We start from the raw sequence: 21,732 nt of genomic DNA, 5'->3' as shown, positions 1-21,732 counted from the left end.
GGGCGGCCCTGGGGCCGCCGGAATAAACTGCTAAGGTCAAAGTGAGGGTTGCAGTGGTATGGCATAAAGATGAAGCTAATGACTTTCAGGGATAAACGTTAACCTTTCACCCCGCCAGCGGTCAGGCCGCTCACCAGCCAGCGCTGGGCCAGCAGGAACACAACGGTAATCGGTATCGCGGAGAGCACCGCCGCGGCGGCAAAATCGCCCCACAGGTAGTTCTGCGGGTTAAGGTATTGCTGCATCCCCACGGCCAACGTGTAGCTGTCCACGTCGCGCAGCAGCAGCGAAGCCACCGGCACCTCGGTAATCGCGGCAATAAACGACAGAATAAAGACCACGGCCAGAATCGGTACCGACAGCGGCAGCAGCACCAGACGGAATGCCTGCCACGGCGTCGCGCCATCCAGCGCGGCGGCCTCTTCCAGCGAGCCATCAATCGTTTCGAAGTAGCCCTTAATCGTCCAGACATGCAGCGCAATTCCGCCTAAATAAGCAAAGATCACCCCGCCATGCGTATTCAGGCCAATAAACGGAATGTACTGGCCCAGGCGATCAAACAGGGCATACAGCGCCACCAGAGACAGCACCGCCGGGAACATCTGGAAAATCAGCATCCCTTTCAGCAGCGTGGCTTTGCCGGGGAAGCGCATACGGGCAAAGGCGTAGGCGCAGGTTGTAGAAAGGGTAACGATACCTATCGCCGTGATCCCGGCAATTTTTATCGAGTTCCACAGCCAGAGCAGGACCGGGAACGGCGGCGGCGTGACGCGATCGTCTGCGTGTTCAACGCTAAAGCCCAGCGCCAGCTTCCAGTGCTCCCATGAAATCTGGTCCGGGATCAGGCTCCCGGTGGCAAAGTTACCCGGACGCAGCGAGATGGCGATGACCATCAGCAGCGGGAACATGATTGCCGCGATAAATAGCAGCAGCAGAAAATGCGTGAGAAACAGACGCAGCTTTTGAGATTTGGGTTGCACCATGGCCATCGTCGTCTCCTTAATCGAACTTCATACGGGTGGCTTTCAGATTCACGATCGCAAGGGCGCCCACCAGCAGGAAGATAAGCGTTGCGATAGCCGCCGCCAGGCCAAAGTCCTGGCCGCCGCCGCCTTCAAAGGCGATGCGGTAGGTGTAGCTCACCAGCAGATCGGTATAACCGGCTGGCGTGGTCGTTCCGAGTCTGTCCGGGCCGCCGTTGGTCAGCAGCTGAATCAGGACGAAGTTGTTAAAGTTAAAGGCGAAGCTGGCAATCATCAGCGGCGTGAGCGGCTTAATCAGCAGCGGCAGCGTGATTTTAAAGAAGTTCTGGAACGGACCCGCACCATCCATGGCCGACGCTTCATACAGATCGTCAGGAATGGCTTTCAACAGCCCCATGCACAGAATCATCATGTAGGGATAACCCAGCCAGGTATTGACGATGATGATCATTGCGCGAGCCGTGGTAGGGTCGCTGAACCAGGCGGGCTTAATGCCGAACAGCGCGCTCAGCATCATGTTAATTTCGCCGAAGCTTTGGTTGAATAAGCCTTTGAAAATCAATATTGAAATAAACGAAGGGACGGCATAGGGCAGAATTAACAACAGGCGATAAGCCGCCTTGCCTTTGAGTGCTTCCCACTGCACCACGCAGGCCAGCACCATCCCCACCGCGACGGTAAGCACGACCGTTAATACGGAGAAAATGACCGTCCAGACGAAGATAGCCAGGAAGGGTTTTTGGATCCCGTCATCGTGAAAAACGCGCAGGAAGTTTTTCCAGCCGATGGTGACCGTATAGCCCGGGCTTAGCTGCTCACCGGCCCAGCTGCCGTCGGCGTTCACCGACTCGTAATAACCGATATGGTCGTTCGGGGCGTATTTCACGCTGGTTTGGTTATTGGTCAGCTCGCCGTTTTCCGTCAGGGTGTAGAGCGGGCGAGTACCGGAGAACTGGCGCAGCGAGCTCATAACGACCTTGCTCTCATCCGGCAGCACGGCGGTTATCTGGCTCAGCGCCTGGCGGTTTTGAGTGATGACTCGTAGATTGCCGCGGTCGCCCGCGGGCAGGGCGTCTGCTTCTTTCAGCTGGATTTTTTGTTCACCGCCAAAGGAAAACTTGTCAGAGACATAATTTTTCCCGCTTTCCCCGTCGGTGAGCGCTAACGTCCATGCATTGCCGTCGGGATAAAGGCCAAAGTTGAACGTTTTGCCCGCCTGGTACTGGCGGTCCATCAGCACCTGCTGCGCGCGTTCAAACGTCAGCTGGTTGGTGCTGCTGTAGTTGGTAAAAGCGATAGCGATGGTACAGATCAGCGGGAAGAGGACGAACAGCCCCATACCGGCCATGCCGGGATAAACGTAGCGCCAGGCGTATGCCCTGCGGTTAGCAAAAATATAGAGGCCAAGTGAGCTTAAAATCAGCGTCATGATGGCGAACAGGTACTCCCCCTGGGCGTACATTAAAACCACGAGATAGCCAACCAGCAGGCCCAATGCCCCGATGACTGACCATTTCAGTCCCTCGTTTTGCCACCAGCGGCTTTTTTTAACTGCATCCATGGGGTGTTCCTCTACAGCGTGTTATTTCCCCTCACCCTAACCCTCTCCCCAAGGGGGAGAGGGGACAGAAAGGGCCAGTTTTCTCACTCCAGCGGGGGAGTTGATTCAATCCGAATTCCCTCTCCCTTGAGGGAGAGGACCGGACTCAATCCGAATTCCCTCTCCCTTGAGGGAGAGGACCGGACTCAATCCGAATTCCCTTTCCCTTGAGGGAGAGAACCGGACTCAATCCGAATTCCCTTTCCCTTGAGGGAGAGAACCGGACTCAATCCGAATTCCCTTTCCCTTGAGGGAGAGAACCGGACTCAATCCGAATTCCCTTTCCCTTGAGGGAGAGGACCGGACTCAATCTGAATTCCCCCTCTCCCCTATGGGGAGAGGGCCGGGGTGAGGGGCAAGGTTTACTTAGTGATACGCCCCTGAGCATCCTTCAGCGCAGCATCAACGGTCTGGCGACCGCTAACGGCGTTGATGACCGCTGTACGCACGGCATACCAGAAGGCAGACATCTGAGGAATGTTCGGCATGATCTCGCCCTTCTGGGCGTTATTCATGGTGGCGGCAATGCGTGGATCCTTCGCCAACTGCTCCTGGAACGATTTCAGCGCCACGGCACCAAGCGGTTTGTCCTTGTTCACATCGGCCAGGCCCTGATCGGTCAGCAGGTAGTTTTCGAGGAACTCTTTCGCCAGCTCTTTATTCGGGCTGGCGGCGTTAATGCCGGCGCTCAGGACGCCGACAAACGGTTTAGACGGCTTGCCTTTAAAGGTTGGCAGCAGCGTTACGCCGTAGTTGATTTTGCTCTTATCGATGTTAGACCAGGCCCACGGACCGTTGATTGTCATTGCCGTTTCGCCCTTGTTGAAGGCGGCTTCGGCGATGGAGTAGTCGGTGTCGGCGTTCATCTGCTTGTTCTTGATCATATCGACCAGGAAGCCGAGGCCAGCTTTTGCCCCCGGACTGTCTACGCCCACATCTTTCACATCATATTTGCCGTTTTCGAACTTGAAGGCATACCCGCCGTCTGCCGCAATCAGTGGCCAGGTGAAGTACGGTTCCTGCAGGTTGAACATCAGCGCGCTCTTACCTTTCGCCTTCAGCGCTTTATCCAGGGCTGGGATCTCCTCCCAGGTTTTCGGCGGGTTTGGCACCAGGTCTTTGTTATAAATCAGCGACAGGGCTTCTACCGCGATCGGGTACGCGATGAATTTGCCGTTGTAACGTACGGCGTCCCAGGTAAACGGATAGAGTTTGTCCTGGAAGGCTTTGTCTGGGGTGATTTCGGCCAACAGGCCAGATTGCGCATAGCCACCGAAGCGGTCGTGAGCCCAGAAAATAATGTCCGGACCATCGCCAGTTGCCGCCACCTGAGGGAATTTTTCTTCAAGTTTATCAGGATGTTCAATGGTGACTTTAATACCGGTATCTTTCTCAAACTTCTTACCGACTTCGGCCAGGCCGTTGTAGCCCTTATCGCCGTTAATCCAGATGACCAGTTTGCCTTCTTCGATTTTTGCCAGTGCAGAGGCGGAAAGCATCATCGTTGCCAGGGCTGACAAAGCGAGAACGCGGGCGCCGGTTTTCATTTTCATGTTCCCATCCTTTTGAGTGGTGGTGTGCGCTTCATAGGGTAGTGCAGATTCACGGGGTTAAGTCTGCGGAGATGACAAGCGCTTCTCATCCTCCTTTGCTCTACGCCCCAGGTCAGTTATCTGTGATCTGCTTTGCATAACTGGCCGTTATGTGTCCTGGCGCACATAAAAATGCAGCGAAAACTGAAGCCGCGATCACGAAAATCCCTTGTGCCACCTGCAACCGGTTGCAGATACCTCGCTCTCATCCTCCCGCCTCCTCCCCCATAAAAAAGCCTTAGGGTGGAGGATTTACCAAATGTATCCATCCCTCATAGTCGGACACATCTTGAAGCACCTGCCCGACGGCAGGCGGCAGTAATGAGGGAGTGGTAATGGCGAGCGTGCAGCTACGGAACGTAACAAAAGCCTGGGGTGACGTGGTGGTGTCGAAAGACATCAATCTCGACATCGATGAAGGAGAATTCGTGGTTTTTGTCGGGCCATCCGGCTGCGGTAAGTCAACCCTGCTGAGAATGATTGCGGGGCTTGAAACCATCACCAGCGGTGAGTTGATGATTGGTGAAAAACGGATGAATGACATCCCACCCGCAGAGCGTGGCGTGGGTATGGTCTTTCAGTCTTACGCCCTCTATCCCCATCTTTCTGTCGCGGAAAATATGTCCTTTGGCCTGAAGCTTGCCGGGGCAAAAAAAGACGATATCAACCAGCGCGTGAACCAGGTTTCTGAAACGCTGCAGCTCGCGCATCTGCTGGACCGCCGACCGAAGGCGCTGTCAGGTGGGCAACGCCAGCGCGTAGCAATTGGCCGTACGCTGGTCGCGGAACCGCGAGTCTTCCTGCTGGATGAGCCGCTTTCAAACCTTGATGCCGCGCTGCGCGTACAGATGCGGATTGAGATTTCTCGTCTGCATAAGCGTCTGGGCCGCACGATGATTTACGTCACCCATGACCAGATTGAGGCGATGACTCTGGCCGACAAAATCGTCGTGCTGGATGCCGGCCGCGTTGCGCAGGTCGGGAAACCGCTAGAGCTGTATCACTACCCGGCAGACCGCTTTGTGGCGGGTTTTATCGGGTCGCCAAAAATGAACTTCCTGCCGGTAAAAGTGACCGCGACGGCCATTGACCAGGTGCAGGTGGAATTGCCAAACCGTCAGCACGTCTGGCTGCCGGTGGAAAGCCGCAACGTTCAGGTGGGGGCCAATATGTCACTTGGCATTCGCCCGGAACACCTGCTGCCGAGCGACATTGCTGACGTCACCCTTGAAGGGGAAGTGCAGGTCGTTGAGCAGCTGGGACATGAGACTCAGATTCACATCCAAATCCCCGCCATTCGTCAAAACCTGGTTTACCGCCAGAACGACGTGGTGTTGGTAAAAGAGGGTGCCACATTCGCTATTGGCCTGCCGCCAGAGCGCTGCCATCTGTTCCGAGAAGATGGCACCGCATGTCGTCGGTTGCATCAAGAGCCCGGCGTTTAAGCATTCCCATAAAAAAGAAAAGCAATGATCTCAGGAGATAGAATGATGATTACTCTGCGCAAACTCCCACTGGCGGTCGCCGTGATTGCAGGCATCGTGTCTGCACAGGCCGGCGCCGTTGACTTCAAGGGTTATGCACGTTCTGGTATTGGCTGGACAGGCAGCGGCGGCCAGCAGCAGTGTTTTAAAGCGACAGGTGCCGGTTCTAAATACCGTCTGGGTAACGAATGTGAAACTTATGCTGAAATTGAATTAGGTCAGCAAGTTTGGCAGGAAGCCGATAAAAGCTTCTATGTTGACACTATGATTGGTTACGCCACCAACCAGCTGAACGATGACGAGGACACCAACGGTGGCCCGCGCGTGCGCCAGATGAACGTGGTGGGTAAAAACCTGATTGACGCGCTGCCAGGCGCGAATATTTGGGCAGGTAAGCGTTACTACAAACGTCATGACGTCCACATGATCGACTTCTACTACTGGGACGTTTCTGGCCCGGGTGCTGGCCTGGAAGATATTAACCTGGGCTTCGGTAAACTCTCTCTGGCCGCAACCCGTAATGGTGAAGCGGGCGGTTCAGAAGCCTTCATCAACGGCACGACCAAAAAACAAGATCTGGCGAACGATATCTTTGATATCCGTTTAGGCCAAATGGAAGTGAACCCAGGCGGTTCTCTGGAAGTTGGCTTTGATTACGGCCGCGCCAATACCAGCAAGCACTACGATTTTGGCGTCGTGGATCCGACCAAAAATGGTTGGTTGGGTACCGTGGAACATACCCAGACCTTCCTCGGCACCAGCCTGAACAAATTTGTGGTGCAGTACGGCACTAACGCGATGGCGCAAACCAACGGTACCGGACGCCCAAATACCTTCCAAAACAACGACGGTAAAATGCTGCGCGTGATCGACCACGGGGCGATCGACTTCAACGATACCTGGGGCCTGATGTACGTGGGTATGTACCAGGATATCAACCGTGATGATAAGAACGGTACCCAGTGGTGGACCGTGGGCGTTCGTCCTATGTACAAATGGACGCCAATCATGAGCACCCTGCTGGAAGTCGGCTACGACAACGTGAAGTCTCAGCTGACAGACAAATCCAACAACCAGTACAAAATTACCCTGGCACAGCAGTGGCAGGCGGGTAATAGCATCTGGTCTCGTCCGGCTATCCGCGTCTTTGCAACCTACGCCAAGTGGGATGAGAAATGGGGCTATTCCTCCAGTGATTCCAACGACGCTAACTACGTAGCTGGCACGCCATCCGGCATTGCTTTCAGCGATACCAGCGCCCGTACTTTCAGCCGCGGCAATGACAGTGAAGTCACCTTCGGTGCTCAGATGGAAGTCTGGTGGTAAGTTAACCCGCTGCGCGGGTGCTTAGCGCCCGCCAGTTTCACATGCCTGACCCGTCTCTTTTTTGCCTGAAGGAGACGGGTTCGCTTCGAGGATAAAACAATGAAAAAACATCTTCTCGCGCTTTGCCTGCTTCCCGTTCTGGGCTTATCGTCCGTGCCGGCCTCTTTTGCCGCTAATTCGGCGATTAACCCGCAAAACATCTCAACCGCACCGTCTATTCCTGCGGAAAAATTACAGAGCCTGCCGTGGATCCCGCTGATGCCGCCCGTTAGCCAGGACGTGGTGCTGACTGCTTCTTCGGCCAGCCTTAACGTAGGGGAACTCACCGGAAGTGTGGCCGCCTTCGTGTTGCCAGCGGATCAGGGCTCACTGGAAATCACGCTGACAAGCCTGGTGAAAGACCTGAGCGTGTATGCGCCAAATGTCCTTATTCTCGACGGGCAGATGCAGCCTTCTGCTTTCTTCCCGAGCAGCTACTTCCAGTACCAGAAACCGGGTATGACCTCCGGTAACCGTCTGGAAAATGTTATGAAGCTGACTCCAATGATGGGGCAGAAACAGATTTATATGCTGGTGTACACCACGAAACGCGATCTGACAGAAACCACCCGCATGATTAACCCGGCGAAACTCTATGCCGAAGGGGCGAGTAACGCCATTCCTGATGTGGCTGACCCGATCGCCAGCCACAGTGGGCAAGGTAACCTGACGGTGAAGCTGAAAACCGAACAAAACAGTGGCAACATCATGATCGGTAAGATCTTTGGTGGGTCAGATACCAAACCTGTTGTGGTCGGTAACGTAGCGCCGCCGACGGCTTATTCTGCCCCTGTCGCCGCACCAGCACCAGCACCAGCGGCTGCGCCTGCTCCGGCATCGGCCACGAAGAGTGAACCAATGCTCAATGATACGGAAAGCTATTTTAACCGCGCCATTAAACAGGCGGTGGATAAAGGCGACATCGACAAGGCCCTGAAACTGCTGAATGAAGCCGAGCGTCTGGGTTCCACCTCCGCCCGTAAAACTTTTATCAGCAGTGTAAAAGGCAAGGGGTAACGACTTCCCCACGTTGCTGATGCTTGAAGTATTGGTGCGCTCAGGCGCACCTTTTTTTTCCGTAGCCTAAAAGCTTTAAGTTGCTGTTGCTCAATTGTTGCGGTATTTGCCGAGTGTGTTGCCATTGTCTGCCCGCACAGAGATGTTCTGCGTTACAATGCCATCAGGTTATGTATCGGAGAGCATCCCCATGTCCGACGCGCTGTCGCCGTTGCGCGCCCTGAATTTCTACACGGAGGTCCCGCAAGGGCTTAGCTCCGCTTATCTCGACTGGCTGTTGCTGGAAGACTCGATGACTAAACGCTTCGAACAGCACTGCCGAAAAGTCACCGTCCGCATTGTGCGCGAAGGTTTTGTTACTGCAGGCCATGATTTGCCCGAAGCCGATTTATTACCTGCCACTGAGCGTTACTGGCTGCGGGAAATTATTCTCTGCGGAGATGATGAACCCTGGCTGCTGGGGCGTACCGTGGTGCCTGAAAGCACGCTTGATGGCCCTGAACTGGCGTTGCAAAAGCTTGGCGACACGCCGCTCGGGCGCTACCTTTTCAGTTCATCGACCCTGACGCGTGACTATATTGAGATTGGCCGCAGCGCCGAACTGTGGGGACGCCGTTCCCGGCTGAGACTTTCCGGTAAGCCTTTGTTGCTGACCGAACTGTTCCTGCCGGCATCTCCGCTGTATGAAGAGGAAAAATAATGGAGTGGAGTCTTAAGCAGGGAAAACTTCTGGCTTATCACCGGTTGATGCGTACCGATAAGCCGATTGGCGCTTTGTTGCTGCTATGGCCAACGCTGTGGGCCCTGTGGGTGGCTACCCCGGGCTTGCCCTCGCTGCTGAATTTGGTTGTTTTTATCGCCGGCGTCTGGCTGATGCGTGCGGCGGGCTGCGTGGTAAACGATTATGCCGACCGCAAATTTGACGGCCACGTTAAGCGTACGGCACAGCGCCCGCTGCCCAGCGGCGCAGTTTCTGAGAAAGAAGCGAAAATTCTGTTTGTGGTGCTGGTTGGCCTGGCCTTCCTGCTGGTGCTGACGCTCAACACCATGACGATATTGCTGTCCGTGGCCGGCCTGGCGCTGGCGTGGGTGTATCCGTTTATGAAGCGCTATACCCATTTGCCTCAGGTGGTGCTTGGCGCGGCTTTTGGCTGGTCTATCCCGATGGCATTTGCTGCCGCCAGTGAGTCGGTGCCGTTAAGCTGCTGGCTGATGTTCCTCGCGAACATTTGCTGGACCGTGGCGTACGACACGCAGTATGCGATGGTCGACCGTGACGACGACCTGAAGATAGGCATTAAGTCCACGGCGATTCTGTTTGGCCGCAACGATAAGCTGATCATCGGCCTGCTGCAAATCGCCACTATGCTGTTAATGGGTATTGTGGGCTGGCTCAATGGGCTGGGCGGCACGTTTTACTGGTCAATTTTGCTGGCGGGCGGGCTGTTTGTGCACCAGCAGAAGCTGATTGCCAAACGCGAGCGTGAAGGCTGCTTTAAAGCGTTTATGAACAATAACTATGTCGGGCTGGTGCTGTTCCTTGGCCTGGCGCTGAGCTACCTGCATTTCTGAGTCAGTCTGCAGGCATTAAAAAAGGCGGGTAATGACCCGCCTTTTTTGTTTCTACAAAATTAAGAAACCGCGTCCTGGGACGCTGAGCTCTCAATCGTCAGACGTACATCCGAGGTCACAAGATCCGCCAGCATCTGGTAAACCTTGATGGTCTCGGTCGCGTCTGCATCACCGGTGTCGCTGATATAGCCTTCATCGCGCAGGGTAAGGACCAGCGAGGTAAAGACTGCTTTATCAAAGAATTCCGGGGCGTTAATGCCGTGCAGAACGGAGAGGCGCTGCGCCACCGTGCGGCTTTCGCGTTCCAGCGTTCCGCGGTTGATCGACGGGTTGGCGCTCAACTGCCAGAAGGTGATGGCATACCGCTGGATTGTCTCGCGCACGCCCGCCGCCAGAAGCTGCAAAGTCCGTGAGCGGTTAGGATTGATCTGCACTTCGTCACCGACAACCATGACCAGACCCTGACGCTCCATCTCGGCGATCAGCGCATCAATTTCTCTGCCCAGCTCGCTTTTTTCCCAACGCAGGAACAGCTCGGCTTTCAGCATCGGATAAATGACTTCTATCTGACGCAGCAGCTCCGCGCGTGAGATATGGCGATGCTGAGTGATGATGGACGCCATCAGCGACGGCAACACCAGCATATGCATGATGTTGTTGCGGTAATAGGTCATCAACACGGCCTGCTCGCGCGGCAGAATGATGATGTCACCGATGGTGTCTTTCTCGACCTCGAACTTGTTCATCTGCAGCGCGTGGTCGATCAGCGCAGCGGCGGACACCGTTGGTGCGGTGGCATCCGGAGAATACGGCACGTTACGCAGCAGGTTCAGGTAGCAGTCTAGCTGTTCGGTGAGCTGTTCACGGGTCAGCGAACGCTGGCGTGACGCAAGCAGCGCGGTACAGCACAGGTTCATGGCATTAGCTGCCCCTGCGTTGTTGATGCGTACCATCAGGTCGGCGGCAATATCATTCACCGTTGGCGTCAGCCAGGCTGGGCGAATCGCCTCGATAGGATCGATCGACTCTTTCCATTCAGGCACGTGCTGGTTGAGGTAGGTTATCAGCGGCAGCGGTTCGCCGAAGTTGACGTAACCCTGACCCAGGTTGCGCAGCTTACTCAGGCCGCGAACCATCTGCATGAAGCCCTCTTTTTCTTTGGTCGCACCGCGCAGCTCTTTGGCGTAGGTTCCCACTTCCATAACGTGCTCGTAGCCGATGTAAATCGGCACCAGAGTAATCGGGCGGGTACCGCCGCGCAGCATTGCCTGAATCGTCATCGACAGCGTGCCGGTTTTCGGATCCAGCAGGCGGCCGGTACGAGAGCGACCACCCTCGACAAAGTACTCAACGGAATAGCCGCGACTGAACAGCTCGCCAAGGTATTCGCGGAACACCGTGGAGTAAAGCTTGTTGCCCTTGAAGGTACGGCGAATAAAGAACGCGCCCAGACGGCGGAAAATTGGGCCTGCCGGCCAGAAGTTCAGGTTAATCCCGGCGGCGATGTGTGGCGGAACCAGCCCCTGGTGATAAAGCACGTAAGAGAGCAGCAGGTAATCCATGTGGCTACGGTGGCAGGGCACATAGACAATTTCGTGCCCCTCATGGGCGAGCTGACGCACGCGTTCGGCGTTATGCACGTTAATGCCCTGATAGAGGCGGTTCCAGGTTAGCCCTAAAACGCGGTCCGTCAGACGGACGGCTTCGTAGGAGAAGTTGGCGGCAATCTCTTCCATCAGCGCGACGGCATTTTGCTGCGCCTTCTCGTGGGATATTTTCTTGCTGCGGGCTTCATCTTCTACCGCTCTGGCAATCGCTTTTGACGCCAGTAGCTTGTTGAAGAGATCCTGACGAACCGGCAGGCGCGGACCAACGGCGGCCAGGCGCTGGCGGGCAAAGTGAGTGCGCGCCACACGAGCCAGTTTTTGGGCGATAATTTTGTCCGTACCGTGTTCGGTTGCCATGCGGCGAAGCGAAACCGGCGGAGAAAAACGCACGAAGCTATCGCGACCCAGCCACGAAACCGCAAAGAATTTCTGGACACCATTCAGCGTACGTAAAGGCGGGTTGATTTCCCCTTTTTCGCGCCCTGGCGAGCGGCCAAACATCACGGAAACCGGCACCATCTGTACATCGAGATCGGGATTGCTGCGGTGCAAATCCAGATAATCGTGGAACAGTTTTACCGACTCTTCTTTTGGCGTGTAATAGGTAAAGACGCGCGGCCCGCCGTGGATAAACACGTAGCGCGGCAGCAATGCGCCGTCAATTTCCAGAGGTTCCAGCGGGTCGGGCAGGTCGTGATCCAGACATTGGGCACGCAGCGTCAGTAAGTCTGCCTTAGAATTGTAGGGCAGGACGTACATAATGGGGCGTGAAGGATCCAGACCGAGTTCGGTTTGCGGATCCGCCGGGATAGACTTGCTCTTTACCAGAACGCTTAATGGTAAATTCAGTAATTTGTAGTAAATTCTTGGCCAGCCTGACATAAATGATGTAAAGCCTCAGGTTAATAATGCAAATGCGCCGCAAGGATATCAGAAACTCTGGGGAATTTCTGTGGCGCTGCGATTTAGACTTAGTGAGCATTGACGCTCAATCTTTAAAAAGGTTTCCTTGAATGGCGAATAATACCACCGGCATCACCCGAATTATTAAGGCTGCAGGCTACTCGTGGAAAGGGCTCCGTGCGGCCTGGATCAACGAAGCCGCCTTTCGTCAGGAGGGCGTAGCGGCAGTTATCGCTATCATCATCGCCTGCTGGCTGGATGTGGACCCCATCACGCGTATTTTACTGATTGGCTCGGTTGTTTTGGTGATGATTGTCGAAATCCTCAACAGCGCCATTGAGGCGCTGGTTGACCGCGTCGGCACCGAGTACCACGAGCTTTCAGGGCGAGCCAAAGATATGGGTTCCGCCGCCGTATTGATAGCGATTATCCTTGCGGTTGCAACCTGGGCCACCTTGCTCTGGTCACATTTGCGATAGCCCTTCCAGAATAGTTTAAGTCGCTGGTTTTTTGCTTAATTTGTGGTTTCAAAATCGCCCGGGGCTGTATATACTCACAGCATAACTGTATAAACACCCAGGGGGCGGAATGAAAGCACTAACTACCAGGCAGCAAGAGGTGTTTGATCTCATTCGGGATCATATTAACCAAACCGGCATGCCACCTACGCGCGCCGAGATTGCACAACGTCTGGGGTTCCGTTCTCCAAACGCAGCGGAAGAGCATCTCAAAGCGCTGGCGCGTAAAGGTGTCATTGAGATTGTTTCAGGCGCATCACGTGGCATTCGCCTGCTGGTTGAAGAAGAAAATGGCCTACCGCTGGTGGGTCGCGTTGCGGCCGGTGAGCCGCTGCTGGCGCAACAGCACATTGAAGGCCATTACCAGGTTGACCCTTCTCTGTTCAAGCCGAATGCCGATTTCCTGCTGCGCGTCAGCGGCATGTCGATGAAAGATATCGGCATCATGGACGGTGATTTGTTAGCGGTGCACAAAACCCAGGAGGTACGCAACGGCCAGGTCGTTGTCGCGCGTATCGACGATGAAGTGACGGTCAAACGCTTGAAAAAGCAGGGCAACACCGTGCATCTGCTGCCAGAAAACAGCGAGTTCCAGCCGATTGTGGTCGATCTTCGCGAGCAGAATTTTAGCATTGAAGGCCTGGCCGTCGGGGTTATCCGCAACGGTGAATGGCTGTAACGCCTCTTCCGGTGGTGCGGTAAATATGCCGTGCCACCTGCTTTAAATTTCCCCTTTATCTTCCTCTGTCCTCTGGATCATTTCCATGCGATTTTTTTCGTCAACGGATGGTGCGCTGTGGCGGCTTGCGCTGCCGATGATTTTTTCCAACATCACCGTGCCGCTGCTGGGCCTGGTCGATACCGCGGTCATTGGCCATCTCGATAGCCCGACCTACCTCGGCGGGGTGGCTATTGGTGCCACGGCGACCAGCTTCCTCTTTATGCTGCTGCTGTTTCTGCGCATGAGCACCACCGGGTTAACGGCGCAGGCATTTGGTGCGAACGATCCGCAGCGGCTGGCGCGCGCGCTTGTTCAGCCCCTGATGCTGGCGCTGATAGCCGGGCTTGCTATCGTGGTGCTGCGTTACCCGTTGATCAACCTGGCTCTGCACGTTGTGGGTGGCAATGACGAGGTGCTGTATCAGGCAAGGCGGTTCCTGGAGATTCGCTGGCTCAGCGCCCCCGCATCGCTGGCTAACCTCGTGCTGTTAGGCTGGTTGCTGGGCGTGCAGTACGCGCGGGCACCGGTCATTCTGCTGGTCGTCGGCAACCTGATTAATATCGTGCTCGATCTCTGGCTGGTGATGGGGCTGCACATGAACGTGCAGGGGGCGGCGCTGGCCACGGCGGTGTCCGAATATGCCACGTTTATCATCGGCCTGGTGATGGTGCGGAAGGTACTGAAGCTGCGGGGCATTAGCTGGGCTCGCCTTAAAACGGCGTGGCAGGGAAATTTACGCAAGCTGCTGGCGCTTAACCGCGACATCATGCTGCGTTCGCTGCTGCTGCAAATCTGTTTTGCTTCTATCACCATCTTTGGCGCGCGTCTCGGCAGTGAAATTGTTGCCGTTAACGCCGTGCTGATGACGCTGCTAACCTTTACCGCCTACGCGCTGGACGGCTTTGCTTACGCCGTGGAGGCCCATTCAGGGCAGGCTTACGGGGCGCGTAACCGTGGGCAATTGCTCGAGGTTTGGGGGGCCGCGTGCAGGCAGGCTGGGCTGGTTGCGATCGCGTTTGCCGCAATTTATGCCTTTGCCGGGGAGCAAATCGTCGCGCTGCTTACTTCCCTGCCGGAGCTTCGCGTTCTGGCAAATCATTACCTTGCCTGGCAGGTGATCTTGCCGGTCGTGGGCGTTTGGTGCTACCTGCTGGACGGTATGTTCATTGGTGCGACGCGGGGTGCCGAAATGCGAAACAGCATGGCGGTGGCGGCGTTGGGCTTTGGCGTGACGATGCTTACGCTGCCTTTGTGGGGTAACCACGCCCTGTGGCTGTCGCTGGCGGTGTTTTTAGCCTTGCGCGGTCTGTCGCTGGGCGTCATCTGGCGACGCCACTGGCGTAATAACACCTGGTTTGCCGCGCATGGCAGCCATTGAGTGTGTTTCCTGCCCTTCGTTAACCCATCTTCTATCATGCTGATTTCTCGTTTTTACGGACAGGAGTCAGCATGCGATTTTTTCTGGAAATGGTTAAAGATTCTGAGTTTTAATTTTAACTCAGAATCCTTGTCTACAATTATCTCTACATCCAGCAGACAGTGGATGTTTTCCAGAAAGTCAGCATCCGGCAGTCCGGATGCAAAAATCTAAACCGAACGATGAGGAGATGACGATGAATAAGGACGAAATCGGCGGTAACTGGAAGCAGTTCAAAGGTACGATCAAAGAGAAATGGGGTAAGCTGACCGATGACGATATGACCGTCATCGAAGGGAAGCGTGACCAGCTGGTAGGTAAAATCCAGGAGCGTTACGGTTACGCCAGAGACCAGGCAGAAAAAGAGGTGAAGGACTGGGAGTCCGGAAATAAATACCGCTGGTAACCTGGCGGCCCCTCAAATGTGCTAATCAGTAAGACCTATCCTGCCCGGGTACAAGGACGTACCACTCCCTCTCAACGCTTTTTCTTCGGCTGTACTGAATGATCGTGATCGCAGGCGCCGTGGTGGCTACAAGCCTCGACTTCCGAGCAATCAGCACACAATCCGTGGGCTTCAATCACGTTATGGCGCAGGGTAAACCCCATTTGGGACGCCAGTTTCTGCATAATATCTTCCACACCCTGAGCCGCCTGCTCTTTCACTGCGCCACATCTGTCGCAGATAAACATGGCGGAAGAATGGGTTGGATGATCGATAAAATTACACAGCACGTAGCTGTTGTTGGATTCCACGCGGTGCACAAACCCCTGCTCCAGCAGAAAATCCAGTGCGCGATAAACCGTAGGAGGTTTAGCCTGTGGCTCGCTAACGCGCAGGAGATCCAGTAGGTCGTAGGCGCTGATGGCGCCGGTTTGCTCGGCCATAAGGCGCAAAACCTCGAGGCGCTGTGGCGTCAGGCGTACATTGCGTTGCAGACAGAGCTTTTCCGCCTGAGCTAACACGTTTTGCGAAGTTGTGGTATCCATCAGCCTCTCCCGGTCATTGACGCAATACTTTACCATAATGCGGATAAAACGCCGAATCCTGGTGCATACTGACCCTATCTACCCAGGAGGAAGTGATGCAAAAACCCGATTGTATTCGTCACTGGCGTGAGCTGGAAGGCGAGGATGACGCAACTTACCCGGACAGCGTGGAGCTTTTTTCTATTGGCGCTCCTCTGGCCCGTAATTTAGGTTTAACCCGCCTGGGTATTCACCATGAGCGCATTCCCCCAGGCCGCAGAACCTCTTATCCCCATGCGGAGAGCAGCGAAGAAGAGTTCGCGTATGTGCTCGAAGGGCACCCGGAAGTGTGGATCAATGGCCATCTCTGGGCGCTTGAACCTGGCGATAGCGTGGGATTTCCTGCTGGAACCGGTATTTGCCATACCTTTATTAATAATACCGAACAGGATGTGCGGCTATTGGTCGTTGGCGAAGCGAATAAAGCCGAAAATAAAATTTATTACCCGCTAAATCAGTCTTATGCCATGCAGCGTAAGGATCGCTGGATAGATCATCCTCCTCAATTCTTTGGCCCGCACAACGGTCTTCCTTCACGAAAGACAAAGGGTAAACTATAAATTAATTAGCATGGAAACAATAAGACGTTAACCCTAAGGATATATCTGGGATCCTGATGGTTCAAATATCCATCTTTTTATCGCGCTATTCACAGCAATAGTCTGCCTCTGTTCAGTCATAACTGTCGGGGGCGAATTACTTCATCTGACAATCAGACGGGCGTGCTGTGAATGAATAAAATAAAATCTTCGGTGGCGACACTCGCCGCAACTTTCTTTATTGCCCATCAGGCCGGGGCGGCAGGGACCTGGTCCGAAGCGCGAAACGATGCGATGGGGGGCACGGGCGTGGCTTCTGCTAATTATGGCAGCGGCGTATTAATCAACCCGGCGCTATTAGCCCGGTCCAAACCAGATGACAATATTACCGTTATTTTACCGTCTGTCGGGGCGCAAATAACGGATAAGGACAACCTTCAGGATCGCATCGACGATATCAGCGACAAAGTTGATAACTATAAACAATCTATTGGATCGTTAACGCTGCGGGATATACTTTTTAATCCGAACGGAACGTTAAATCAGTTTCGCAGCGCAGCAGGGGATTTAGCAGGGGAACTCGAAGATTTGCGGGGCGATACGGCAAAGGCCAAAGCCGCCGCGGGGATTGCGGTTAGCATCCCAAATGACACACTCTCCGTGGCTTTCGTCACCAAAGCTTACGCCCGAGCGAAAGTCAGCTCTGATATCGATCAGAACGACATCAATTACCTGCGCAGTATCCAGAACTCCAGTGCGGTAGCGGGAGGCGTGGCGTTTGATGCGCTGCAAAATGGCTCCGGCCAGATTACCCGTAACCTGAATTCAACCGCTTCCGGCCGCGCGGCCATTGTTTCTGATTATGGGATTGCTCTTGCCCACAAGTTTGACGTTGGCGGTGTGCCGGTGTCAGTCGGCGTCACGCCTAAGCTGCAGAAGACCTGGCTGTATAACTACACCACGTCCATTTACGACTATCGCAGCGGCGACTGGAAGAACAGCCAGTACCGCAACGATGACACTGGATTCAACCTTGACGCAGGCGTGGCGGCCGATTTTGGCGAGAACTGGACAGTCGGCCTGAGCGGCCAGAACCTGGTGTCCCGCGATATCGACACGAAAGATATTCGCATCACTAACGGGCGTACCGGCGAAGTACGGAACTACAAAGATACCTGGCAAATCAGCCCGCTGGTGACCGCCGGGGTAGCCTGGCATAACGAGCTGGTGACCCTGAGCGCGGACGGCGATTTGACCGAAACCAAAGGCTTTAAAAGCGAAGCCAACTCTCAGTATGTGGGTGTTGGCGCTGAGGTGAGGCCGCTTTCCTGGCTGGCGCTGCGTGCCGGCTATCGTGCGGATGTGAAAAGCAATGACAGCAACGTTTTTACCGGCGGGGTAGGGTTCGCGGCAGGCAAACACGTCAATATCGATTTGATGGGCCTGTACGGCGAAGACCAAACCTGGGGAGCGGGGGCGCAGTTGAGCGTGGCCTTCTGATGCTGAATGCCGGGGCAGCCTGATGCCCCGGCGCTGCTTTATGCTATAGTAGCGACCCTTTTTAAATCGTAGCCTGCGTAAACGTATGTCCTCACAAAGCAACCAGACTCCTTTCCAGCCGCACCGTTTCTCCATTGCGCCGATGCTAGACTGGACCGATCGCCACTGCCGTTATTTCCTGCGTCAGCTGTCCCGCCACACGCTGCTGTACACCGAAATGGTAACCACCGGGGCGATCATTCACGGTAAAGGGGACTATCTGGCCTATAGCGAAGAAGAACATCCGATTGCGCTGCAGCTTGGCGGCAGCGATCCGCAGGCGCTGGCGCACTGCGCGAAACTCGCCGAAGCGCGCGGCTACGACGAAATTAACCTGAACGTAGGCTGCCCGTCTGACCGGGTGCAGAACGGGCGCTTTGGTGCCTGCCTGATGGGCGAGGCGCAGCTGGTTGCCGATTGTATTAAAGCGATGCGCGATGTGGTTTCTATCCCGGTGACGGTAAAAACCCGCATCGGGATTGATGATCAGGACAGCTACGAGTTTCTCTGTGATTTCGTAGGTACGGTGGCAGGCAAGGGTGAATGCGAGATGTTTATCATCCACGCGCGTAAAGCCTGGCTTTCTGGCCTGAGTCCAAAAGAAAACCGTGAAATTCCACCGCTGGATTACCCGCGTGTTTACCAGCTCAAGCGTGATTTCCCCCAGCTGACCATGGCGATTAACGGCGGCATTAAGACGCTGGAAGAAGCTAAAACGCACCTCGAGCATCTGGATGGCGTGATGGTCGGGCGTGAGGCTTACCAGAACCCAGGCTTGCTGACGACGGTCGACCGGGAAATTTTCGGGGCAGAGATTGCGGACAGCGATCCCGTTGCCGTGGTGCGTTCAATGTACCCGTACATTGAACGCGAACTGGCAAACGGCACTTACCTGGGTCATGTAACTCGCCATATGCTCGGTTTATTCCAGGGAATACCGGGCGCGCGTCAGTGGCGCCGTTACTTAAGCGAGAACGCCCATAAAGCCGGGGCTGGCATTGAAGTGGTTGAACACGCGCTGTCTTTGGTGGCCGATAAGCGCCAGCTTTAGTCATAAGCTTGCCGGGATAATTCTGGTATTGCGGAGCCGATCACAAGCCTGAATTTAATCCCGGCGGCGTCATTTCTTTTACTTATTAAATCTGCGACTATCCTTCCGCAGTATCAAGAATTCATCGCGCTGTACCCTACATACAGCACGAACAAAAAAGAAAGGGCTTCCTTCGGGAAGCCCTAATTCTTTCTGAATTTTGAACGGGTTACGGGATCAACAGGCTCGAACCCTGCGTGGCACGGCTTTCCAGCGTTTGATGAGCAAGCACCGCGTCCTTCAGCGCAAATTTCTGGTTTTCCGCGACATCCACCTTAATCGCGCCGCTGGCGATCAGCGAAAACAGCTCGTGGCAGGCTTCATCGAACTCGGCGCGAGTGGTGAGATAGCCGTTCAGAGAAGGGCGAGTCACGTACAGCGATCCTTTCTGGTTTAGAATGCCAAGGTTCACGCCGGTTACCGGCCCGGAAGAGTTACCAAAGCTCACCATCAGCCCTCGGCGCTGCAGGCAATCCAGCGAGGCTTCCCAGGTCTCTTTCCCGACGGAGTCATACACCACCGCCACTTTCTTGCCGCCGGTTAGCTCTTTGACGCGCTCAGAGATATTTTCGTGCTGATAGTTGATGGTTTGCCATGCACCTGCCTGCAACGCCCGGTCGGCCTTTTGTGCTGAACCGACGGTACCAATCAGTTTTGCGCCCAGCGCCTTTGCCCACTGGCAGGCGATCAGGCCCACGCCACCCGCCGCCGCATGGAACAGGAAGGTTTCATTGGCTTTAATTTCGTAAGTTTTCCGCAGCAGATAAAACACAGTCAGGCCCTTCAGGAAAGAAGCTGCTGCCTGTTCGAAAGAGATAACATCCGGGATTTTAGCGACCTTATCGGCCGGCGCATTGTGGACGCTGCTGTAGGCCCCGAGGCCAGACTGTGCGTAAACCACCCGGTCGCCAGCCTTCAGGTGAGTGACTTTGCTGCCAACCTTGCTGACAACGCCAGCCGCTTCGGTTCCCAGACCGCTCGGGAGTGCCGGTGGCGGATAAAGCCCGCTGCGGATATAGGTATCAATATAGTTGATACCTATCGCTTTATTCTCAACCTGAACTTCGTTCTCCGCCGGATCTTGCGGCGTAAACTCAACGGCTTTTAATACTTCGGGTCCGCCGTGTTGGCTAAATTCGATGCGCGTTGCCATGGAAACTCCTGGTGTCGAAGAGTGACAAGAATGGTTATACTTCCCGGTCTCTCACTATGAATTTGGTAGCTCCCTCACTATGGCAGGAAATAAACCCTTCAACAAACCGAACGAACCCCGCGACCGTCAGGTAGAAGGGCTGAAGATGCCGCCGCACTCGCTTGAGGCGGAGCAGTCGGTGTTGGGCGGTTTAATGCTGGATAACGAACGCTGGGACAACGTCGCCGAGCGCGTGGTCGCCAACGACTTCTTCAGCCGTCCGCACCGCATGATCTTCACCGAAATGCAGCGTCTGCTCGAAATGAGCAAACCCATCGACCTGATTACGCTTTCTGAATCTCTGGAACTCCAGGGCCAGCTTGAGAGCGTCGGCGGTTTTGCTTATCTCGCTGAGCTTTCTAAAAACACGCCAAGTGCGGCAAACATCAGCGCCTATGCGGATATTGTGCGTGAACGTGCCGTTGTCCGCGAAATGATTGCGGTCGCCAATGAAATTGCCGATGCCGGCTACGACCCGCAGGGGCGTACCAGTGAAGACCTGCTGGATCTGGCGGAATCTCGCGTCTTCCAGATTGCTGAAAGTCGCGCTAACAAAGACGAAGGCCCGAAGAGCATCGATCAGATTCTGGAAGCCACGGTGTCGCGTATCGAGTCCCTGTACCAGACGCCGCACGACGGCGTCACGGGCGTGGATACCGGCTACCAGGATCTGAACAAGAAGACTGCTGGCCTCCAGCGTTCTGACCTGATTATCGTGGCGGCCCGTCCGTCGATGGGTAAAACCACCTTCGCGATGAACCTGTGCGAAAACGCCGCCATGCTGCAGGACAAACCGGTGCTGATTTTCAGCCTTGAGATGCCCGGCGAGCAGATCATGATGCGTATGCTGGCGTCGCTGTCGCGCGTGGACCAGACCCGAATCCGTACCGGCCAGCTGGACGACGAGGACTGGGCACGCATCTCCAGCACCATGGGTATTCTGCTGGAGAAGCGTAACATGTATATCGACGACTCCTCCGGCTTGACGCCGACCGAAGTCCGTTCCCGTGCCCGCCGTATTTACCGTGAGCATGACGGGCTTAGCCTGATCATGATCGACTACCTGCAGCTGATGCGCGTCCCGTCGCTGTCCGACAACCGTACGCTGGAAATCGCCGAGATTTCCCGCTCGCTCAAGGCGCTGGCAAAAGAGCTTCAGGTGCCGGTGGTGGCGCTGTCGCAGCTTAACCGTTCCCTGGAGCAGCGCGCCGACAAACGTCCGGTCAACTCCGATCTGCGTGAATCCGGCTCCATCGAGCAGGATGCCGACTTGATCATGTTTATCTACCGCGACGAGGTTTATCACGAGAACAGCGACCTGAAAGGCATCGCTGAAATCATTCTCGGTAAGCAGCGTAACGGCCCCATCGGTACCGTACGTCTGACCTTTAACGGTCAGTGGTCGCGTTTCGATAACTACGCCGGACCGCAGTACGACGAAGAATAAAAATCCTCGCCATCCTTCAAGCCGCAGCGGCGTGGGCTGCACTTACTCGCCCGAATCACTTGCTTAAGTAAGCTCATCGGGCTGAGTTCTCTTGCCGCCTCGCTGTGACCTGAATGA

Annotated in this window: 19 protein-coding genes; 13 read left to right on the top strand and 6 right to left on the bottom strand. The window is 55.1% G+C overall.

All coding sequences use genetic code 11. The annotated features are described in order from the left end of the window. Nucleotides 1-98: 98 nt before the first annotated feature. From malG to malE, 3 genes are all read right to left on the bottom strand, one after another. Nucleotides 99-989 carry a maltose ABC transporter permease MalG gene (gene malG / locus F3J29_RS15900; protein WP_166867478.1) on the bottom strand — a complete coding sequence of 297 codons (891 nt, stop codon included), beginning with the start codon at nucleotides 987-989 and terminating at the stop codon, nucleotides 99-101. 10 nt (nucleotides 990-999) lie between these two features. After that, nucleotides 1,000-2,544 (bottom strand): maltose ABC transporter permease MalF, encoded by a 1,545-nt coding sequence (malF, locus tag F3J29_RS15895; protein WP_166867476.1) that lies wholly within the window; start codon nucleotides 2,542-2,544, stop codon nucleotides 1,000-1,002. 401 nt (nucleotides 2,545-2,945) lie between these two features. After that, a complete protein-coding gene (gene malE, locus F3J29_RS15890; protein WP_166867474.1) occupies nucleotides 2,946-4,136 on the bottom strand; it encodes a maltose/maltodextrin ABC transporter substrate-binding protein MalE in 1,191 nt (396 codons plus the stop codon). A 374-nt stretch (nucleotides 4,137-4,510) separates the two neighbouring features. Between malE and malK the strand changes: the two genes are divergently transcribed. From malK to ubiA, 5 genes are all read left to right on the top strand, one after another. Further along, a complete protein-coding gene (gene malK / locus F3J29_RS15885) occupies nucleotides 4,511-5,620 on the top strand; it encodes a maltose/maltodextrin ABC transporter ATP-binding protein MalK (protein ID WP_166867472.1) in 1,110 nt (369 codons plus the stop codon). Nucleotides 5,621-5,662: 42 nt separating this feature from the next. Beyond that, the gene (locus F3J29_RS15880; protein WP_166867470.1) at nucleotides 5,663-6,985 is read left to right on the top strand and encodes a maltoporin; all 1,323 of its coding nucleotides are present in this window, start codon (nucleotides 5,663-5,665) and stop codon (nucleotides 6,983-6,985) included. Between the two features lie 99 nt (nucleotides 6,986-7,084). After that, the gene (malM, locus tag F3J29_RS15875; RefSeq protein ID WP_166867469.1) at nucleotides 7,085-8,041 is read left to right on the top strand and encodes a maltose operon protein MalM; all 957 of its coding nucleotides are present in this window, start codon (nucleotides 7,085-7,087) and stop codon (nucleotides 8,039-8,041) included. 190 nt (nucleotides 8,042-8,231) lie between these two features. Continuing rightward, the gene (ubiC, locus tag F3J29_RS15870; RefSeq protein ID WP_166867467.1) at nucleotides 8,232-8,741 is read left to right on the top strand and encodes a chorismate lyase; all 510 of its coding nucleotides are present in this window, start codon (nucleotides 8,232-8,234) and stop codon (nucleotides 8,739-8,741) included. Continuing rightward, nucleotides 8,741-9,613, top strand: coding sequence for a 4-hydroxybenzoate octaprenyltransferase (gene ubiA, locus F3J29_RS15865; protein ID WP_166867465.1), 873 nt, complete (start codon nucleotides 8,741-8,743; stop codon nucleotides 9,611-9,613). The genes ubiC and ubiA overlap by 1 nt, the downstream gene beginning before the upstream one ends. A gap of 59 nt (nucleotides 9,614-9,672) precedes the next feature. On the opposite strand, the gene plsB is transcribed toward ubiA, so the two are convergent. Continuing rightward, nucleotides 9,673-12,102, bottom strand: coding sequence for a glycerol-3-phosphate 1-O-acyltransferase PlsB (plsB, locus tag F3J29_RS15860; RefSeq protein WP_166867463.1), 2,430 nt, complete (start codon nucleotides 12,100-12,102; stop codon nucleotides 9,673-9,675). Between the two features lie 131 nt (nucleotides 12,103-12,233). Between plsB and F3J29_RS15855 the strand changes: the two genes are divergently transcribed. The 4 genes from F3J29_RS15855 (at nucleotide 12,234) to F3J29_RS15840 (ending at nucleotide 15,185) form a co-directional block, all read left to right on the top strand. Beyond that, nucleotides 12,234-12,602, top strand: a complete 369-nt coding sequence (locus tag F3J29_RS15855) for a diacylglycerol kinase (protein WP_008455840.1) — start codon at nucleotides 12,234-12,236, stop codon at nucleotides 12,600-12,602. Between the two features lie 109 nt (nucleotides 12,603-12,711). After that, the gene (lexA, locus tag F3J29_RS15850) at nucleotides 12,712-13,320 is read left to right on the top strand and encodes a transcriptional repressor LexA (protein ID WP_166867461.1); all 609 of its coding nucleotides are present in this window, start codon (nucleotides 12,712-12,714) and stop codon (nucleotides 13,318-13,320) included. 85 nt (nucleotides 13,321-13,405) lie between these two features. After that, nucleotides 13,406-14,740: an MATE family efflux transporter DinF gene (dinF, locus tag F3J29_RS15845; RefSeq protein ID WP_166867459.1), complete on the top strand. Its 1,335-nt coding sequence runs from the start codon at nucleotides 13,406-13,408 to the stop codon at nucleotides 14,738-14,740. Between the two features lie 235 nt (nucleotides 14,741-14,975). Then, nucleotides 14,976-15,185, top strand: a complete 210-nt coding sequence (locus F3J29_RS15840; protein WP_045780979.1) for a CsbD family protein — start codon at nucleotides 14,976-14,978, stop codon at nucleotides 15,183-15,185. Nucleotides 15,186-15,256: 71 nt separating this feature from the next. On the opposite strand, the gene zur is transcribed toward F3J29_RS15840, so the two are convergent. Then, nucleotides 15,257-15,769, bottom strand: coding sequence for a zinc uptake transcriptional repressor Zur (gene zur, locus F3J29_RS15835; RefSeq protein WP_166867457.1), 513 nt, complete (start codon nucleotides 15,767-15,769; stop codon nucleotides 15,257-15,259). 95 nt (nucleotides 15,770-15,864) lie between these two features. On the opposite strand from zur, the gene F3J29_RS15830 reads away from it, so the two are divergent. The 3 genes from F3J29_RS15830 to dusA all read left to right on the top strand — a co-directional run bounded on the left by F3J29_RS15830 (nucleotide 15,865) and on the right by dusA (nucleotide 18,937). After that, nucleotides 15,865-16,368, top strand: a complete 504-nt coding sequence (locus F3J29_RS15830; protein WP_166867455.1) for a cupin domain-containing protein — start codon at nucleotides 15,865-15,867, stop codon at nucleotides 16,366-16,368. Between the two features lie 171 nt (nucleotides 16,369-16,539). Further along, a complete protein-coding gene (locus F3J29_RS15825) occupies nucleotides 16,540-17,847 on the top strand; it encodes a conjugal transfer protein TraF (protein ID WP_166867453.1) in 1,308 nt (435 codons plus the stop codon). A gap of 85 nt (nucleotides 17,848-17,932) precedes the next feature. Next, nucleotides 17,933-18,937: a tRNA dihydrouridine(20/20a) synthase DusA gene (gene dusA / locus F3J29_RS15820; RefSeq protein ID WP_166867451.1), complete on the top strand. Its 1,005-nt coding sequence runs from the start codon at nucleotides 17,933-17,935 to the stop codon at nucleotides 18,935-18,937. 208 nt (nucleotides 18,938-19,145) lie between these two features. Here the strand turns inward: dusA and F3J29_RS15815 are convergent, their stop codons facing one another. Further along, the gene (locus tag F3J29_RS15815) at nucleotides 19,146-20,129 is read right to left on the bottom strand and encodes a quinone oxidoreductase (RefSeq protein WP_166867449.1); all 984 of its coding nucleotides are present in this window, start codon (nucleotides 20,127-20,129) and stop codon (nucleotides 19,146-19,148) included. A 79-nt stretch (nucleotides 20,130-20,208) separates the two neighbouring features. Between F3J29_RS15815 and dnaB the strand changes: the two genes are divergently transcribed. Then, a complete protein-coding gene (gene dnaB / locus F3J29_RS15810; RefSeq protein ID WP_166867447.1) occupies nucleotides 20,209-21,615 on the top strand; it encodes a replicative DNA helicase in 1,407 nt (468 codons plus the stop codon). The last annotated feature ends 117 nt before the right edge of the window (nucleotides 21,616-21,732 follow it).

This window comes from Enterobacter sp. Cy-643 (genome assembly GCF_011752815.1).
In the GTDB taxonomy this organism is placed as follows: Bacteria; Pseudomonadota; Gammaproteobacteria; order Enterobacterales; family Enterobacteriaceae; genus Cedecea.
The sequence above is the reverse complement of the archived record's forward strand: the minus strand, read 5'-3'. Positions and strand labels throughout refer to the sequence as shown.

Excerpts from the sequence above, each read along its gene's own strand:
- F3J29_RS15825 (WP_166867453.1), top strand. The coding sequence starts at position 16,540 with ATGAATAAAATAAAATCTTCGGTGGCGACACTCGCCGCAACTTTCTTT.
- F3J29_RS15840 (WP_045780979.1), top strand. The coding sequence starts at position 14,976 with ATGAATAAGGACGAAATCGGCGGTAACTGGAAGCAGTTCAAAGGTACG.
- F3J29_RS15880 (WP_166867470.1), top strand. The coding sequence starts at position 5,663 with ATGATGATTACTCTGCGCAAACTCCCACTGGCGGTCGCCGTGATTGCA.
- malM (WP_166867469.1), top strand. The coding sequence starts at position 7,085 with ATGAAAAAACATCTTCTCGCGCTTTGCCTGCTTCCCGTTCTGGGCTTA.
- F3J29_RS15855 (WP_008455840.1), top strand. The coding sequence starts at position 12,234 with ATGGCGAATAATACCACCGGCATCACCCGAATTATTAAGGCTGCAGGC.
- dnaB (WP_166867447.1), top strand. The coding sequence starts at position 20,209 with ATGGCAGGAAATAAACCCTTCAACAAACCGAACGAACCCCGCGACCGT.
- ubiC (WP_166867467.1), top strand. The coding sequence starts at position 8,232 with ATGTCCGACGCGCTGTCGCCGTTGCGCGCCCTGAATTTCTACACGGAG.
- zur (WP_166867457.1), bottom strand. The coding sequence starts at position 15,769 with ATGGATACCACAACTTCGCAAAACGTGTTAGCTCAGGCGGAAAAGCTC.
- malK (WP_166867472.1), top strand. The coding sequence starts at position 4,511 with ATGGCGAGCGTGCAGCTACGGAACGTAACAAAAGCCTGGGGTGACGTG.
- malF (WP_166867476.1), bottom strand. The coding sequence starts at position 2,544 with ATGGATGCAGTTAAAAAAAGCCGCTGGTGGCAAAACGAGGGACTGAAA.
- dinF (WP_166867459.1), top strand. The coding sequence starts at position 13,406 with ATGCGATTTTTTTCGTCAACGGATGGTGCGCTGTGGCGGCTTGCGCTG.
- plsB (WP_166867463.1), bottom strand. The coding sequence starts at position 12,102 with ATGTCAGGCTGGCCAAGAATTTACTACAAATTACTGAATTTACCATTA.
- dusA (WP_166867451.1), top strand. The coding sequence starts at position 17,933 with ATGTCCTCACAAAGCAACCAGACTCCTTTCCAGCCGCACCGTTTCTCC.
- F3J29_RS15815 (WP_166867449.1), bottom strand. The coding sequence starts at position 20,129 with ATGGCAACGCGCATCGAATTTAGCCAACACGGCGGACCCGAAGTATTA.
- lexA (WP_166867461.1), top strand. The coding sequence starts at position 12,712 with ATGAAAGCACTAACTACCAGGCAGCAAGAGGTGTTTGATCTCATTCGG.
- ubiA (WP_166867465.1), top strand. The coding sequence starts at position 8,741 with ATGGAGTGGAGTCTTAAGCAGGGAAAACTTCTGGCTTATCACCGGTTG.
- malE (WP_166867474.1), bottom strand. The coding sequence starts at position 4,136 with ATGAAAATGAAAACCGGCGCCCGCGTTCTCGCTTTGTCAGCCCTGGCA.
- F3J29_RS15830 (WP_166867455.1), top strand. The coding sequence starts at position 15,865 with ATGCAAAAACCCGATTGTATTCGTCACTGGCGTGAGCTGGAAGGCGAG.
- malG (WP_166867478.1), bottom strand. The coding sequence starts at position 989 with ATGGCCATGGTGCAACCCAAATCTCAAAAGCTGCGTCTGTTTCTCACG.